The sequence below is a fragment of the Legionella nigrisilvae genome, from assembly GCF_977063395.2.
Genome location: NZ_CDRUGZ020000023.1, coordinates 34,154 through 49,507, shown reverse-complemented (window position 1 = coordinate 49,507; position 15,354 = coordinate 34,154). Strand labels below are relative to the sequence as shown.

The window sequence follows — 15,354 nt, the reverse complement described above, 5'->3', positions numbered from 1 at the left end:
GTGAGTGTGAATCAGATCCCAATAGCAAAGTATTGGCAAAGTCAGGGAACAAAAACTTGACAGTAGTTTCTACTTCCTATAAAAAGTGTTTCAATTTTCGGTGTACAGAGTTTGAGTAAAGTACACGTAGTACTGGGCGTAAAATAATAATGAAAAAAATCAGCAGTAAATTTATATTAGGTGTTTGTTGTTCCTCGCTCATAGCCTGGTCTTCACAAACAATAGCAGCCGATACTTTTGTTGTGCGAAGTATTAAAGTTACAGGTTTGCAACGTGTCACCACTGGAACAGTACTCAACTATATTCCCGTTCAAGTGGGAGAGGAAATAAGCCCTGAATCAACTGCTGAGATTATTCGAACTCTTTATGATACTGGTTTTTTCCAGTCTGTTTCCTTGGAGCGACAAGGCAATACTTTAATTGTCAATGTGGTGGAACGGGCAACCATAGGTTCAATTAGTGTTGTAGGAAATAAAGAAATTCCTAGCGACAAGATGAAAGAATTCCTTAAGGACTTAGGCTTAGCCAAAGGGCGAGTATTTCAAACATCCACTTTAGAGCGTTTGGAGAAAGAATTAAAGCAAGCCTATAACGCCAGAGGAAAATACAACGCGCGTATAGAAACTCGAGTTAGTCCTTTAACTGATAACAGAGTGGGTATTACCGTTACGATTTCTGAGGGGCGTGTCTCACGAATTAAACAAATCAAAATAATAGGCAATCACGATTTCTCTACAAACGAATTATTACCAGAGTTTGCTTTATCAAAATCCAGCATTTTCACTTATTTTACTAAAAAAGATCAGTATTCCAAGTCAGGTATGGATGCGTCTTTAGAGGCATTGCGCTCCTTCTATATGGATAGAGGTTATTTGAAGTTTAAAATTATATCCTCACAAGTATTGTTATCACCAGATAGAAAAGACGTTTACATCAACGTTCATATTGAAGAAGGACCCCAATATCATTTTTCAGGCTATAAAGTAGTAGGCAAACCGATATTGCCGCCAGAAAAAGTTAATTCGCTCATTCAAGTTAAACAAGGTGCTGTTTTCTCACGTAAAAAAGTGACGGATTCAATTTCTGCTATTGGCTTGGCTTTAGGAGATATCGGTTACGGATTCCCTGCCATTAATGCGGACCCGCAAATCGATGAAGAGAACAAAACAGTATTCATTAATTTTATTGTACAGCCAGGTCGGCATGTATACGTTCGCCGTATTAAATTCCATGGCAATACAAAAACAAGTGATTATGTATTGAGAAGTGTCATTCGCCAGGATGAAGGGGGATTATTATCGCTTCATAATATCAAAGAATCTGAAAGACAATTGCGCTTATTAGGGTATTTAAAAAATGTTGATGTAAAAACTACCCCGGTACCTGAAGCAAACAACCAGGTTGATTTAGATGTACAAGTAGAAGAAGCGCCTTCTGCTGAGGCAAGTGCTTCCATTGGCTATGGTACCAATGGTTATCAATTGAATGCTTCAGTAAACCAACACAACTTTATGGGTACAGGGCGCTCCATGGGAGCTGCATTTACGGCAAGTAAATGGGGACAAGATTACACGATTAATTACTATAATCCTTTTTATACTGATACAGGCATAGGCCGCGGCCTCAATCTTTATTATGCTCGCGTCGATCCCAGAAACCTTAATGTTAGTACATACAATTCCAACCGTTTCGGCGGTGACGTGAATTATAGTATCCCTCTTGGTGAAACAAGCAGATGGCAATTGGGTTATGGCTATCAGGATGTAGAAATCAAAAGCGTGGGTAATGTAGTACCTATCAAGAATTTTGTGCAAATGTATGGAACTCATTTTCAAGAAATTCGTTTATCTACAGGATGGAATCGAAACAGCTATGACCAATTTCCATACCCTACTAGAGGCATCAACCAACAACTTTCTGGCGTAATTGCATTGCCGGCTAGTTCGAACTCCTTGTCCTACTATAAAGGGTCTTATCAAGCGCGCTTGTATCAGCCTATAACACGAGGATGGATCTTCTCGTTGCAAGGGTTTGCAGGCTATGGAAATTCATTTAACAATAAGGGATTGCCATTTTTCGAGAATTATTATGCGGGGGGTACTGCCCAGCCTGGCCAAGTGCGCGGATATGACAGTTTCTCTTTAGGTCCATTAGACAATTACCGTAATTCTGTAGGAGGTAACTTATTACTTACTGGAACTGCAGGAATTATACTCCCATATCCTTTAAGCCGAGATAACGTACGTACAACAGTTTTTGTTGATGCGGGTAACGTCTTTGGGGTGAATACCTTACCTACCTTAACTGGAAAATATGAAGGTCCGTTACGATACTCAGCAGGTCTTTCGCTTGAATGGCGCTCTCCATTTGGACCCTTGGCATTTAGCTTGGCTAAGGCACTGAATCCTCAGCAATTCGATCAAACGCAAGTCTTCCAATTTGCTTTATCTTCAGGATTTTAAACGAAATTTTTTAGCCTCATGCTCACAAATGAGTGTGAGGTTAACTAGAATTTCTTGTTTATTACAAAATTATAGAAAATCATGCTGTATATATCGCAACCTATTTCGAATTATGCTAGCATCATGCTCTTTAATTTAGGAGATTAGTTATGAAGCGGTTAGGTCTGGTCATAATGGCCCTTGTTTTCAGCGTGTTTGGGGCAAACGTATTTGCTGATACAGCAAAAATTGGAGTAGTTGATCTACAAAAGATCATGCAAACCTCCAGTCAAATAAAAGAAATCCAAAAGAAACTGGAAAAAGAATTTAAACCCCGTCGCGATAAACTTGTAGCCGTTGAAGCAGGTATCAAAGCGGATATGGAAAAATTCAAGCGTGATAGTGCAGTCCTAAGCGCTACCCAAAAGAAAGAAATAGAAAAGAAAATTGTTAGTGCACAACAACAATTTGAGCGTGATGGTCAACAATATCAACAAGAATTAAGTACTGCAAATAATGAAGCAATGGAAGCATTGTATGCTAAAGTGCGTGCAGCTATTGCAAAAGTTGCTAAAGATGACAAATACGACCTTATTGTACAAAAAGATGCAGCTCCTTTCAGTGCAACAACTCTTGATGTAACTGATAAAGTTGTTAAAGCAATTAACTAATTCGGCGAATAACTTGCTGACTTTAGCAGAACTTGCGAATCTTTTAAATGGCGTGTGGCATGGAAATGCGGATCACGCCATTTTTTGTTTTACTTCTCTTAGTCGTGCTACGTCAAAAGATGTCGCTTATTATGATAACACCATAGTACGCAAGGCTCTAGATACTACATCAGCAGGGGCAGTCTTACTCAAAGCGGAACATCAGCATTTATACAAGGGTAACTGTATTGTCGTGGCTCATCCCTTACAAGCGATGATGCAAGCTTCCCAGCTTTTATCAGCACCCAACACTCCAATCTCTGGGATTGATCCTACTGCCATAATTCACCCATCGGTTCAATTAGGTCAAAAGGTATCGATAGGTCCTCACAGCGTGATAGGTGCGGACGCTCATATAGCGGATGGAGTTACGATTGGAGCTCACACTGTTATTGAATCTTTGGTCCGAATAGGGGAACGCAGTAGAATTGGACATCAAGTAATAATCCATTCAGGTTGTCAGTTGGGCGCCTCTGTGGTTCTAAATGCTGGCTGCGTCATTGGCGCGTCTCCATTCAATTATTTAAAGGCACAAGGGCACTGGCAACAAGGCCATAGCGTTGGTGCTGTTATTATTGAAAATAATGTGCACGTAGGAGCTAATACGGTAATTGACCGAGGTTCTTTAAGTGATACTTATTTAGCGGAGGGGGTTTGTATTGATAATCTAGTTCAGGTTGCACACGATGTGTTGGTAGGTAAAAATACCATAATTGCGGGTTGTGCTGCTATAGGTGCTTATGCGCGAATTGGTGCTGATTGTATCATTGGCGGTGCTAGTTGTATTGCAGCTCATGTCCATTTGGCAGATGACGTAGTGATTACAGGTATGTCAACTGTAAGTAAATCGCTTGCCAAATCTGGAATTTATTCTTCTGGAACTTTAGTACATGAGCACCGGCGTTGGCGTCGGAATGCAGCCCGATTTCGAAGATTGGACGATTATATAATAAAGCTTGGTGCTTTAGAGAAAAAATTAAGTAGTATTGAATGAGCATTTGTTTTTAACATTAGCAATTGATTTGAACCTTTTAAATTAGGATAATGGTTTTTTTTTTGACCTCACTTTTGGACCATGCTAAGCATACTTATTTAAGCGAGAAACTGCGTATGAGTGAACCTGTAGATATAAAACAGATTTTTAGTATATTACCCCACCGCTACCCAATGATTTTGGTAGACAGGGTGTTAGATTACACTCCATTTGATTGTTTGACGGCGATAAAAAATGTCACAATTAACGAGAATTTTTTTTCTGGCCATTTCCCAGAAAATCCAATTATGCCAGGAGTTTTAATGCTTGAAGCATTGGCCCAGGCGAGCGGACTTTTAGCGGGATTATCTCAAACACCCGAAGAAAATTATGGTATTTTGCATTTTTTTGCGGGTATAGATAATGCAAAATTTAAACATGTAGTTACTCCGGGAGATCAGCTACGCTTGGAAGTAAAAATATTAGCAAGAAAAAGAGAATTTTGGCGTGTGCATGGCGAAGCTTATGTGGGTGATAAACTGGCCTGTTCCGCGGATTTATTAAGTGCTGCAAAGGAAATTCAAAAGTGATAGATGAACGAGCGATAATTCACCCCACTGCAAAATTGGCAAAAGGGGTATCAGTAGGTCCTGGCAGTGTAATTGGGGCTGACGTGGAGATAGGTGAAAATACCTGGATTGGACCTTATGTAATTATTGAAGGACCAACCACGATTGGAAAAAATAATAAAATTTTCCAATTTGCTTCAGTCGGGGATGCTCCCCAAGACATTACTTATAAAGGCGAACCAACTCGGCTAGAAATTGGCGACGATAATATCATTCGTGAATATTGTATGATCAGTCGTGGCACCGTTAAAGGGGGAGGGGTTACTCGTATAGGTAATAAAAACTTTTTAATGGCTTATTCACATGTAGGACACGATTGCATCATTGGCAATCAAATTATTTTAGTAAGTTATGCTGCTTTATCAGGGCATGTAACCATCGGTGACTATGCAAATATTGGTGGTTATGCAGCGGTACATCAATTCTGCCATGTGGGCGCCTATGCATTTATTGCTAGAGCTTCTTATGTAAGTAAAGATGTATTACCTTATCTAATGATTTCTGGTGATACAACCTCAGCTTGTGGCATTAACACCGTGGGTTTGCGTCGGAGAGGATTTTCATCTGAAGCGATCGATGGCTTACGACGTGCTTATAAGATAATTTTCCGCAAGGGATTAACGGTACAACAAGCGGTTACTGAATTAGAATTGATGCAAAATGAATGTCCTGAAGTGGTTTTGATGATTGATGCTTTAAATCAATCCACACGTGGAATTGTTAGGTAACTAAGAAGGTTTAATAAGTTAGAGTGATATCCTATGCTAGACATTCAATTATTACGTGATGATCCTCAATTTGTCGCTTCGCAATTATTAAAGCGAGGTTTTAAATTTGATGTTTCATCTTTTACTGCTTTAGAAGAAAAACGTAAGGCGTTACAAGTTGCAACGCAGGCATTGCAAAATGAACGTAATTTACGTTCCAAAGGCATTGGTGAGGCAAAAGCTCGTGGTGAAAATATTGAGCCAATGCGCGAAGACATGAATCGTCTTGCTAAAGAGTTAGATGAAAAGAAAAAAGAATTAGATGACTTGCTAGAGCAAATTGAAGCCATTGCTTTAAGGATGCCAAATATACCCCATGAGTCTGTTCCCGTTGGTGAAGACGAGCGGCATAACCAGGAAGTGAGACGTTGGGGAGACATTCCAACTTTTGATTTTGAAGTTAAATCCCATGATGAATTGGGTGATAATCTAGGCCAAATGGACTTTTCCTTAGCTGCGAAACTGACCGGTAGTCGGTTTGTAGTTATGAAAAATCAAATAGCTCGATTGCACCGAGCTTTGATCCAATTTATGTTGGATATCCATACCCAACAACATGGTTATCAAGAAATTTATGTGCCTTACATTGTCAATGCGGATAGTTTGCTAGGAACTGGACAATTACCAAAATTCGAAGAAGATTTATTTAAATTAACTGGGGAGCATGGATACTATCTGATTCCTACAGCAGAAATTCCTGTCACCAATACAGTTCGTGATACTCTTTTAGAAGAGTCTGTTTTGCCTATTCGTTATGCATGCCATTCGCCTTGTTTTCGTAGTGAAGCGGGTTCTTATGGTAAAGATACCAAAGGAATGATCAGACAGCATCAGTTTGAAAAAGTAGAACTGGTTTGGATTACTAAACCTGAAGAATCTTACGCTGCGTTGGAGCAACTGGTTAGTCACGCAGAAGCAATTTTGCAACGTTTAGAACTTCCCTACCGTGTTATCACTCTTTGTACCGGGGATATGAGCCCCAGCTCAGCAAAGACGTATGACTTGGAGGTTTGGTTGCCCAGTCAAAATACTTATCGAGAAATCTCCTCGTGTTCAAATATGGAGTCGTTCCAGGCACGTCGTATGAAAGCGCGTTACAGACAAGAGCAAACCCGTGAAATTGAGCTGGTACATACGCTCAATGGCTCTGGGCTTGCAGTGGGTAGAACATTAGTTGCTTTGATGGAAAATTATCAGGATGAAAAAGGAACCATTCACATTCCCCCGGCTTTAAAACCCTATATGGGGGGAGTAGAGTGCATTGAATGTGCGGTTTAAAACCCCGTTTCTTTATTTTTGTAGGATTGTTGCGTTGCAACTTTGCTGAAACAATCCTACAAAAATAAACCTTTTAGTTACACCTCATATTATTTTCTTTTTGATCGTTTAAATTAAAGCTTAGTTCCGATAGCTTGGTTTTTCTATGCTTATACTGAGGCGATGAGGAAAAGAATGTGAGCCGTTGAGCCATAAAAGGACGATTTTTTATATTTATAGATTGTTTTGCGCATTTTGTAAAAAACGTTAAATTATTATGAACATATCCTGCTGAATGAAGAGATTTCTCAAAACACAATTCATCTTCATAGTACTCGAGCATCGATTCATTCACTTCGTCTTCAAGAGTTTTTACTTTTTTAATCTTGAGCTCAGGAGATAAGTGATGAGATCTATTTAGCTGATTCATCTCTGATAAATCATGAAGATTATTGTTCTTTTTTCCAAAGGGATAACTTGTGATCTTTGGTGCAAATAATGCCATTAATCGATTTTTTTTCTTTTGTTTTGCATTGCGATGAATTTTTTTAGCAAAAACCATTGAATGACGTTGTCTCGCGATAAAGGCTGGCGTTTTAAACACGTGGTCAATGAGATTAAATTGTCGTGTAACCGTCAGAAAAACTAATAAGTTAAATTTCAATAAGAATCTTAATTCATTATTTTTTTGCTCATTCAGATGTAGCACACCTCTTTTATTAAGAGCGATATTGATTTTTTTGAGCAATTCCAAATAGAAAGTAAGTAAAGGGTGGGCCCTTGCTTTTGATAGGTCTTGTGGTTTGAAAAAAAATCTATGTGAATTTGAACTAGTCCTTTTCAAACGTATATCCCGTGCTAATTGAATAGCATCCATATCACTCAATTCCTGTTCGTCCAAGTTTTAAAAGTATAGTAGTTTTTGTGAAAAGTGCATTTATTTTGATCTCACTGTATTTTTGATTATCTTTCAGCGGGTTAAGATAATTTTTGACTCTATGCGTATTTATTTTTATGATGTGTTTTTATTTTTAATTAAAGAAATTATGCTTACTGATATTTCAGAATTAATTCACACCGTTGAACATTATTTAAACCAGTGGTTTTCTTTTCCTAGAAATAAAGTATTTGCCCAGGTCACTACGGTCATGAAGCAACAACCATCTGTTAGAACTATGGATCTTTATCATTTTACTCCCAGGGGTTCCTTTATTTTTCTTACTAATACTCGTTCACCGAAATGGAATCATTTAAATCAGTGTTCTAATCTAAGCATTTGTTTGGTAAATCCTGAATTTGGTCAAATTATTGTGGAAGGTACAGCAAAATTAGATACAAGTCAGAGCAATCTTCCTGTAGTGAGTCTCTATTGGCAAAATTATTTGGAAGAATATTGGCAGAATTATTATTTAAGCAACTCCGAGACGTCTGATGGAATTCCTTTATCGTTTGGCGTCATGGAAATCATCCCAAATGTATGCCAGATTTTAAAAATTAATAAAAACGATTTCTTAAAAGGGTCACGAATAAACTATGAATTGCAAAATGGTTCCTGGTTCAAAAATCAACTTCCTCTTCTCTAACTTCTTTAACTTCTATAAAAGCGGAATTTCATTGTCAACCGTTGAGAAGTAAGCATAGTAATCCATGTGAAAAAATGATTGTTTCATTTTTAGTTTCGCTCTTCTTTATTGCATTCGTTTGTTTTCAGCATACTTTTGCAGCCTGCTCTCTACTAAACTGATCAGGGGGAAGTGTGGAACGTGCTCAGGACGCTTTAGGTGCGGGTATCGGATCTGACTTCCACTTGCGAGGTCGTTAGGAGTTTTGAAAATCTATTGAAGTGATCTCACATTTCGAGCTTTTTTTGCAAATTATATACCTTTGGAATTCCAACAAAGAAAAAGGTATTCAAAAAATAGATGTTCATGAGCTTTGGCACATCGCTTCATATGCAGTTTGAATTACTCAAAAAATTGTAAATTCTTTATTTTTCGGGAAAAATACTGCTCAAAAATTTTTATTTCTTATCCTGTTTGATTTACTGGATTAACAGCCAATTTAATTGTACCCTTCGTATTGACCTAAAAGCGAAGTGTCTTTATGTTGCTTTAATTTCGATCTTAATTTAGGAAAGAGTTATGGTTATCTACGAAGTAAATTTGGTCATTGATGCAGATATTTATCCTCAATTTCAATTATGGCTAAAAAAGCATGTTAAAGAAATGCTTCAGCTTCCTGGTTTTATTCAAGCAAGTATTTTAAAACCTGAACATGAAAGTACAACTCAGGAACAATTAACAGTTCAATATCAATTGGAAAATAGAGAGTCCCTAAATGTGTATTTTACTGAATTTGCACTGAAGATGCGTGAAGAGGGGCTTAAGTTATTCCAAGATAAATTTTCCGCTCAAAGAAGAGTTTTCGAGGTAGCTGCCAACATCTTAAAATAAAAAATTTGCATGGGAAGTATGTTTTCATATAGCCTTTTCAACTTGTGTAGAAAACATCGCACTTTGTCCTTTGGATTAATATATAGGATATAGAATGAGACAGATAATTAAATTTGGATTTATATTGGGTTTGGCGGCTAGTAGCAGTGCGTTCTGTTATGAACCGGTTCAGGGGCTATATTTGGGTTTACTGGGACAAGTGAGTCATGCCACAAATCTTGATCTTGATTTTTCATTGACCCAACTTCCTTCGTTAGGAACTGTAGGGGCTGTACAATTAGGTCCTGTCGGAGGCGGGTTGGGAGCTTCTCTTGGATATAAAATACAAAACTTCCGATTAGAAGGGGAGTTTCTTTTTAATATCAATAACTATGGTCAGTTAACTGCAGGCTCTTGTACACTTATAAGTCCCGCCGTTTTAGGCCCTGAAGGAACATGTCCTGCTGAGGTTGTCGACGTGGGCTTAGGTTTTAATGGTTATACAATAGGATTGTATGGATTCTTCAATGCGTTTTATGATTTTCTATCTTCTGACCCTAATGTAAATTTTGTACCCTATTTAGGGGTGGGTGTGGGCGGCGCTGATATTCTGAATCATGCCGTATTTCAAAGTAATGAACAATGCATCGCCTTGGGGACTTGTTCGCCAATCGTCAACGAAAGCTTCGATACCTCAAATTTTGGTTTCGCAGCACAGGGCATCATTGGATTTAATTATTATATTGATGATTTTACTACCATTGGTTTAGATTTTCGTTACGTTTCTACATTTAACTTTAGTAATAATAACAATAATTCTTCTTCTACTACGAATTCGAGTAACAATTCTTTTGGAATAAGCACCATCAATCTTACTGGAAATTTTGCCCTCGAGAAGGGAGATTAATAGCGGTATGCCATAATTATTTTTCTAATTATGGCATAAAAGCCAATTAGTCGAGCACTGTACTCCCGTAACAATTAGCATACCTTAACTTGTATCGAAACAAAAACCGAATCCAGATTTAGATTATCAAGATAATTTCATTTCTTATTTGCTAAATTATATTTTAAAAAAATCAGCAAGTAACGAAGCGACTAATTCATTTTATGTCTAGAATTAGAAATACAGAATAAATCTTTAATGCATCACGGTAACGATTAAAAAATCAATCACATAATGTTTATAGGAGTTTTTCAATGCTTTATGCTTTGATTAACAATTGTTTTCCAACGTTCTTACTGGTTTTTTTCTTGTTAAGTCACACCGTTTCTCATTATAGATATAAGATCTCTAAGAATAAACAAGACGTAGAAACTGCAATGGACGTTGTGGGAAGCATTAGTAGCTTTTACAGTATCTTTTTAGGATTTATTGTTTATATTCTATGGTCTAATCATCAAAAATCTGCTGAATTTGTTACTGCTGAAGCAACTCAATTATATATTATTGGTGAAAGTTCACGGGCTTTTCCTCCTGAGGTTCATCAAGGCATTGTAAATAACTTAACTCAGTATATCTCCTCGATTTTAAATGATGAATTAGAGGCTATGTCTCGCGGACAAGAAGGTAAAAAAACACAAGAAGCAAGTGATAGGTTGGATGATGAACCTTTGAAATTTAAACCTTCAGATATCGTCTCCACCTATTACAATAATGCAGTTTCATCATTCAACCAGGCAATAGAAAATCGAAATTTTCGTTTGAATATGCTTTATTCACAAATTCCTACTGCCTGGTACCTAATTATATTTATCGGTGCTTTTTTTATAATTGGGATCTATTCACTTGAAACCACTTCAAAGGGACACTTATTTCTTATTATTTTATGTATTTTTCTCGCTATTTACATGACTGCTATTACGGTTTTAAGTTTTCCCTTTTCGGGGTTCTTTAAAGTTTCAGATGTACCTCTTAAAAAAGTTTTTACCGAACTAAACACTATGTCTATACAATTAAATAACAAGCCTAAGTTAGAAATTTCAAAATAGGATAATTTAATTCTATAGTTTATTAATGGATGTAATTTATTGATGCAATAGGAAAAATCATGACATTAAAATATGATGTGATCGTATTAGGTGGTGGCAAGGGTGGTAAAACCCTAGCTGTCGATTTAGCAAAGGCAGGTCGAAAGGTTGCCATGGTCGAGGACAATCAAATTGGTGGTACGTGCATCAATGTGGCATGTATCCCCACAAAAGCACTGGTTCAATCCGCCAAGATTGCCCATTTTTGTCGTTCTGCATCGGCTTATGGTTTAGAGGCTGCTCTGGCACCTATTGACTTTAAAGAGATACGGGCTCGCAAAGATGCAATTGTGCATGCTATGCGCGAGGCTAATTTGAAACAATTTTTAAATTCTGGAATGGATCTTCTATTGGGGCGGGGTCATTTTGTTGGCCCGAAGAAAATTGAAGTGAGTCTCTCTTCACCTCGGGATAATCAAAAAGTAGTGGAAATTACTGCCGATCAAATTTTTATTAATACGGGTGCCTTACCCTTTGTTCCGCCTATACCGGGACTTGATAAAATCAAATATCATACCAATGACAGCTTAATGAATGTTGATGCTGTTCCTAAACATTTGCTTATCGTCGGTGGGGGTTATATTGGTTTAGAGTTTGCCCAGTTATTTCGTCGTTTAGGTGCAGATGTCACGGTGATAGAAGCGGATAGTAAGTTTTTGGGACGAGAAGACCGGGATATTGCTGAACAGGTTCTAGATACATTAGCTAAAGAAGGAATTCGTTGTTCACTAAATACCAAAATCGATAGTATCCAAGAAGAGAAAGGTGACATCGTGATCCATACCAATCAGAATGGGGTCACTGAACAAATTCGGGGAAGTGATGTGTTAATTGCTGTGGGTCGCCTCCCGAATACAGCAGGATTAAATTTAGATAAAACGGGTGTTGAGCTAGATGAACGGGGTTTTATTAAAGTAAATGAGTACCTTGAAACAAATATTAAAGGGATCTGGGCTTTAGGTGATGTAAAGGGGGGAGCCCAGTTTACCCATTTATCATTAGATGATTATCGTTTAGTCAAGCATAATCTCCAAAATCCACAAAATAAGCATTCCATTCAGGGACGGCTCATTCCTTATACGGTATTTCTGGATCCGGAATTAGCTCGTATTGGAATGACAGAAGCACAAGCCATTGCCCAGGGCTACTCTCTAAAAATAGCAAAAATTCCTGCTGCAGTTATTCCTAGAGCCAAAACACAAGGGGAAACTACAGGTATTTTAAAGGCTGTTATTGATGCAAAAACCGATCAGATTTTGGGTGTTTCTATTTTTTGTGCTGAAGCGGGCGAAATTCTCGGAGTGATCCAATTGGCTATGGAGTTAGGCATCACTTATCAAAAACTTCGTGATGTCATGTTTGCCCATCCTACATTAGTTGAAGGCATTAATCTCTGGTTTAGCGCTGTAGAAAATGTCAAATCTTAAGTGATTACATTGGGTTTTAAATAACCCAATGTGTACTTATTTCTTACTTGTCCTCGAGGAATTTTATCCTCTATTTAAAGAGATTATCTGTATTTATTTCATAAAAATAGAGACAATTTTTACCAAAATGGTCTATTGATGTGTAAAAAAAGTTAAAAAGTGTTGATTTCAATTTCATCTTATGTAAACCTTGCGCACTATGAGTAGGAAATTAATTTACACAATAATCTGTATTAGTTGCCTTATATTCGGTTTGGTCGGACTGTCGCTTTATAAGAAAGCTAAGGTTCACGAGAAGCCATATATTCCCAATAAGCAAGTTATTAATACTGAACCGGTAAGGAACTCTACGGCAAAAAATAGTAGCCCACATCAGAGTGCTGGAAAAGTAGCAACTATGACACCTAAGGGTGCTCATAAAGCAGTTGCTAATGCAAGAGAAAGCTCTCGGCCTAAGCACACCCCAAGAGAGGTTATTATGAAAAGCCATAATATTGCCCTAACAAAGGTGTCGTTTGAGGAATTACCAGGCTGGGATACTGCAGATGTTAAGAAATCTTTAATCGCTTTTCAGAAATCATGTGAGACGTTCTTGAAACAGTCCCCATCTCATACGATCCGGACCCAACATATTAAATTGAAAGCTCGAGATTGGCATCCGGCATGTAAAGCAGCCTTGGCATTGGATTCAATATCAGACGATTCAGCAAAAGAATTTTTTGAGAAGTGGTTTCGTCCAATTGAGTTTGCACAAAAAAAACCCGTCCATGGGTTATTTACCGGCTACTACATGCCCAAAATCAAAGGGAATTTAACGAAAAGCACCAAGTACAATACGCCTATTTATGGGTTACCCAAGGGTAGATATTCAACTTCCTACACTCGCCAGCAAATTGATAATGGAGCGCTTAAGAAAAAGGCACGGGTAATTGCATGGATCCATAGTCCCGCTGAACGGCTTTTCTTAGAGATTGAAGGCTCGGGTGTTATTCAATTACCTAATGGTGAAAATATATACTTAGGTTATGCAGGTGAGAATGGTGCACCTTACACTTCAATCGCGAAAGTGATGATTAATAAAGGGATCATGAGCCGGCATAATGCTTCTAAAGCCGCGATTATCCGCTATTTAGAGAATCATCCTGAAAAAGCCAAATCAATTATTCAGAAAAATAAGTCCTTTGTCTTTTTCGAAGATTTAAAGGAACCCATGGCTCTTGGCGCTCAAGGGATGGCTCTTACACCGGGATATTCTTTGGCTGTAGACAAAAAATGGATTCCGCTGGGTGCTCCGCTTTGGTTGGACACGAAACGACCAGGTAAAAATCAAACCCATGAAAAGCAATTTCAACGCCTTATGATCGCGCAAGATACAGGGGGTGCGATTCGGGGATTTATGCGAGGCGATATTTATTGGGGTTCAGGTAAGTTTGCCACGTTTTTAGGTGAACATATGAAAAACGAGGGTCATTATTGGCTGCTGCTTCCCAAACATATTTTAAATCGGTTGGCTAAAAAAGCACTCTAGTCCCCTTAGAGGGATGAGCGAAAGGGATATTCTCTTGGTGAGTGCCATTATGAAAATGGACTATGAATTTGAAGAAAACCGTTGGGCATTTTATAGTGGGATGTTCTTTTGGACTCTGTTTGTGGTTTTTTTTTAATTCACTGCTCAACATAGAATTGATGCAAAACATCATTTTGTATTATTTTTGCCTATTTTGTTATGGATTAATTGTTGGATTGATTTGTAACCGTATGTTTATTTCTTCTTATCTTGGTATTGTACTCGGTCAATTCATATATTTATTTTTCCTGGTAAAAATTGGTTCATTTATCATGATAGAAGTAGTTTATATATTCATTTTTTCAATCCTGGTATTTTTCGGTAATGCAATTGGAGTATTAATTTCCACTAAATGAAAACGGTCCCCTAGTTTTTACCGTACATGCTACACCATTTCTCCTGTTCTTATAGGGGGAGATTGTGTTTTTCATTGGAATTTGGTGGTGCAGAGCTAAGAACATGCACCATTAATAGGCTAATAAAAGCAGCCAGGGAAAGATATAAAAAGATTTTAGCTAAAAGGATAAGGGTAGGATTACTTCCTTTAAATCTATAAATAGCCATCAGAATTGCTACAGCCAAAAAAACAAAAGCGCCAATTAACATAATATTCCTTTTATCAAACGTTTCCTTTTGAGCGGTCTTGAACAGATCGTTTTGCTTTGTTTCTTTAAAAAAATGGTCTTTAATAATATTACCTAATCTATCAAAGGTTTTCCTCTTTTTAAGTTCATATGTTCTATTCAACTGAAATTTTTAGCTGCGTAAACTCAGGAGTTAGACGACCCTTGGGTTTGTTAAATATCTTCTATAAACGTTGTTTGTTTTGCTTTGAATCGCTGTTGTCCATGATTCACAAGGACATACATGATTTCTATATCGGGCTATGCATTATAAGAAATAATTCGGCATAACCTATAATATTGATACCTACTCTGAGCCTAGAGGAGGCTGCAAAGTTTTACTTAAAACACACTTCATGCTAATTCCAAAAATTTAATCAGTATGAGTTTTATCTTCTGAACTTGATCGAAATTCCTAGTATTATCAAGGCTTATGATTTTGCAAATACTTATTCACTCGTTGTTAATTCCTAAATAAACATGTCCTAATTGCGTAC

14 protein-coding genes are annotated in these 15,354 nt (G+C 37.5%); 12 read left to right on the top strand and 2 right to left on the bottom strand.

The genetic code is table 11. The annotated features are described in order from the left end of the window. Positions 1 to 149 precede the first annotated feature (149 nt). The 6 genes from bamA to serS all read left to right on the top strand — a co-directional run bounded on the left by bamA (position 150) and on the right by serS (position 6,798). Complete coding sequence (bamA, locus tag ACWTE2_RS15250; RefSeq protein WP_454786025.1) at positions 150 to 2,462, top strand: outer membrane protein assembly factor BamA; 2,313 nt, start codon at positions 150 to 152, stop codon at positions 2,460 to 2,462. A 149-nt stretch (positions 2,463 to 2,611) separates the two neighbouring features. Further along, on the top strand, positions 2,612 to 3,112 hold the full coding sequence (locus tag ACWTE2_RS15245; protein WP_182391450.1) for an OmpH/Skp family outer membrane protein: 501 nt from the start codon (positions 2,612 to 2,614) through the stop codon (positions 3,110 to 3,112). Positions 3,113 to 3,125: 13 nt separating this feature from the next. Continuing rightward, positions 3,126 to 4,145, top strand: coding sequence for a UDP-3-O-(3-hydroxymyristoyl)glucosamine N-acyltransferase (gene lpxD, locus ACWTE2_RS15240; protein WP_454786024.1), 1,020 nt, complete (start codon positions 3,126 to 3,128; stop codon positions 4,143 to 4,145). Positions 4,146 to 4,261: 116 nt separating this feature from the next. Next, the gene (gene fabZ / locus ACWTE2_RS15235) at positions 4,262 to 4,714 is read left to right on the top strand and encodes a 3-hydroxyacyl-ACP dehydratase FabZ (RefSeq protein WP_182391448.1); all 453 of its coding nucleotides are present in this window, start codon (positions 4,262 to 4,264) and stop codon (positions 4,712 to 4,714) included. Next, positions 4,711 to 5,481: an acyl-ACP--UDP-N-acetylglucosamine O-acyltransferase gene (gene lpxA, locus ACWTE2_RS15230; RefSeq protein WP_454786023.1), complete on the top strand. Its 771-nt coding sequence runs from the start codon at positions 4,711 to 4,713 to the stop codon at positions 5,479 to 5,481. The genes fabZ and lpxA overlap by 4 nt, the downstream gene beginning before the upstream one ends. A 33-nt stretch (positions 5,482 to 5,514) precedes the next feature. Beyond that, positions 5,515 to 6,798 carry a serine--tRNA ligase gene (gene serS / locus ACWTE2_RS15225; protein ID WP_182391446.1) on the top strand — a complete coding sequence of 428 codons (1,284 nt, stop codon included), beginning with the start codon at positions 5,515 to 5,517 and terminating at the stop codon, positions 6,796 to 6,798. 73 nt (positions 6,799 to 6,871) lie between these two features. Here the strand turns inward: serS and ACWTE2_RS15220 are convergent, their stop codons facing one another. Then, on the bottom strand, positions 6,872 to 7,486 hold the full coding sequence (locus ACWTE2_RS15220; RefSeq protein ID WP_454786022.1) for a hypothetical protein: 615 nt from the start codon (positions 7,484 to 7,486) through the stop codon (positions 6,872 to 6,874). Positions 7,487 to 7,775: 289 nt separating this feature from the next. Here ACWTE2_RS15220 and ACWTE2_RS15215 point away from each other — a divergent pair, with 289 nt between their 5' ends. The 6 genes from ACWTE2_RS15215 (at position 7,776) to mltA (ending at position 14,195) form a co-directional block, all read left to right on the top strand. Beyond that, the gene (locus ACWTE2_RS15215; protein ID WP_454786021.1) at positions 7,776 to 8,360 is read left to right on the top strand and encodes a pyridoxamine 5'-phosphate oxidase family protein; all 585 of its coding nucleotides are present in this window, start codon (positions 7,776 to 7,778) and stop codon (positions 8,358 to 8,360) included. Positions 8,361 to 8,918: 558 nt separating this feature from the next. Beyond that, entirely contained in the window at positions 8,919 to 9,230 is a 312-nt protein-coding gene (locus ACWTE2_RS15210; RefSeq protein ID WP_454786020.1) for a DUF4286 family protein, read from the top strand. Between the two features lie 94 nt (positions 9,231 to 9,324). After that, a complete protein-coding gene (locus ACWTE2_RS15205; protein ID WP_454786019.1) occupies positions 9,325 to 10,116 on the top strand; it encodes an outer membrane beta-barrel protein in 792 nt (263 codons plus the stop codon). 293 nt (positions 10,117 to 10,409) lie between these two features. Then, on the top strand, positions 10,410 to 11,201 hold the full coding sequence (locus ACWTE2_RS15200) for a bestrophin-like domain (protein WP_454786018.1): 792 nt from the start codon (positions 10,410 to 10,412) through the stop codon (positions 11,199 to 11,201). 59 nt (positions 11,202 to 11,260) lie between these two features. After that, positions 11,261 to 12,667 carry a mercuric reductase gene (locus ACWTE2_RS15195; protein WP_454786017.1) on the top strand — a complete coding sequence of 469 codons (1,407 nt, stop codon included), beginning with the start codon at positions 11,261 to 11,263 and terminating at the stop codon, positions 12,665 to 12,667. A 253-nt stretch (positions 12,668 to 12,920) separates the two neighbouring features. Next, entirely contained in the window at positions 12,921 to 14,195 is a 1,275-nt protein-coding gene (gene mltA, locus ACWTE2_RS15190; protein WP_370530124.1) for a murein transglycosylase A, read from the top strand. 444 nt (positions 14,196 to 14,639) lie between these two features. Here the strand turns inward: mltA and ACWTE2_RS15185 are convergent, their stop codons facing one another. Beyond that, positions 14,640 to 14,840 (bottom strand): DUF1328 domain-containing protein, encoded by a 201-nt coding sequence (locus ACWTE2_RS15185; RefSeq protein WP_454786016.1) that lies wholly within the window; start codon positions 14,838 to 14,840, stop codon positions 14,640 to 14,642. Positions 14,841 to 15,354: the final 514 nt, after the last annotated feature.

Bases quoted from the DNA above. Each gene is read 5' to 3' on its own strand.
- ACWTE2_RS15210 (WP_454786020.1), top strand. From the start codon at position 8,919: ATGGTTATCTACGAAGTAAATTTGGTCATTGATGCAGATATTTATCCT.
- ACWTE2_RS15245 (WP_182391450.1), top strand. From the start codon at position 2,612: ATGAAGCGGTTAGGTCTGGTCATAATGGCCCTTGTTTTCAGCGTGTTT.
- bamA (WP_454786025.1), top strand. From the start codon at position 150: ATGAAAAAAATCAGCAGTAAATTTATATTAGGTGTTTGTTGTTCCTCG.
- ACWTE2_RS15205 (WP_454786019.1), top strand. From the start codon at position 9,325: ATGAGACAGATAATTAAATTTGGATTTATATTGGGTTTGGCGGCTAGT.
- ACWTE2_RS15200 (WP_454786018.1), top strand. From the start codon at position 10,410: ATGCTTTATGCTTTGATTAACAATTGTTTTCCAACGTTCTTACTGGTT.
- serS (WP_182391446.1), top strand. From the start codon at position 5,515: ATGCTAGACATTCAATTATTACGTGATGATCCTCAATTTGTCGCTTCG.
- ACWTE2_RS15185 (WP_454786016.1), bottom strand. From the start codon at position 14,840: ATGTTAATTGGCGCTTTTGTTTTTTTGGCTGTAGCAATTCTGATGGCT.
- ACWTE2_RS15195 (WP_454786017.1), top strand. From the start codon at position 11,261: ATGACATTAAAATATGATGTGATCGTATTAGGTGGTGGCAAGGGTGGT.
- fabZ (WP_182391448.1), top strand. From the start codon at position 4,262: ATGAGTGAACCTGTAGATATAAAACAGATTTTTAGTATATTACCCCAC.
- ACWTE2_RS15215 (WP_454786021.1), top strand. From the start codon at position 7,776: ATGCGTATTTATTTTTATGATGTGTTTTTATTTTTAATTAAAGAAATT.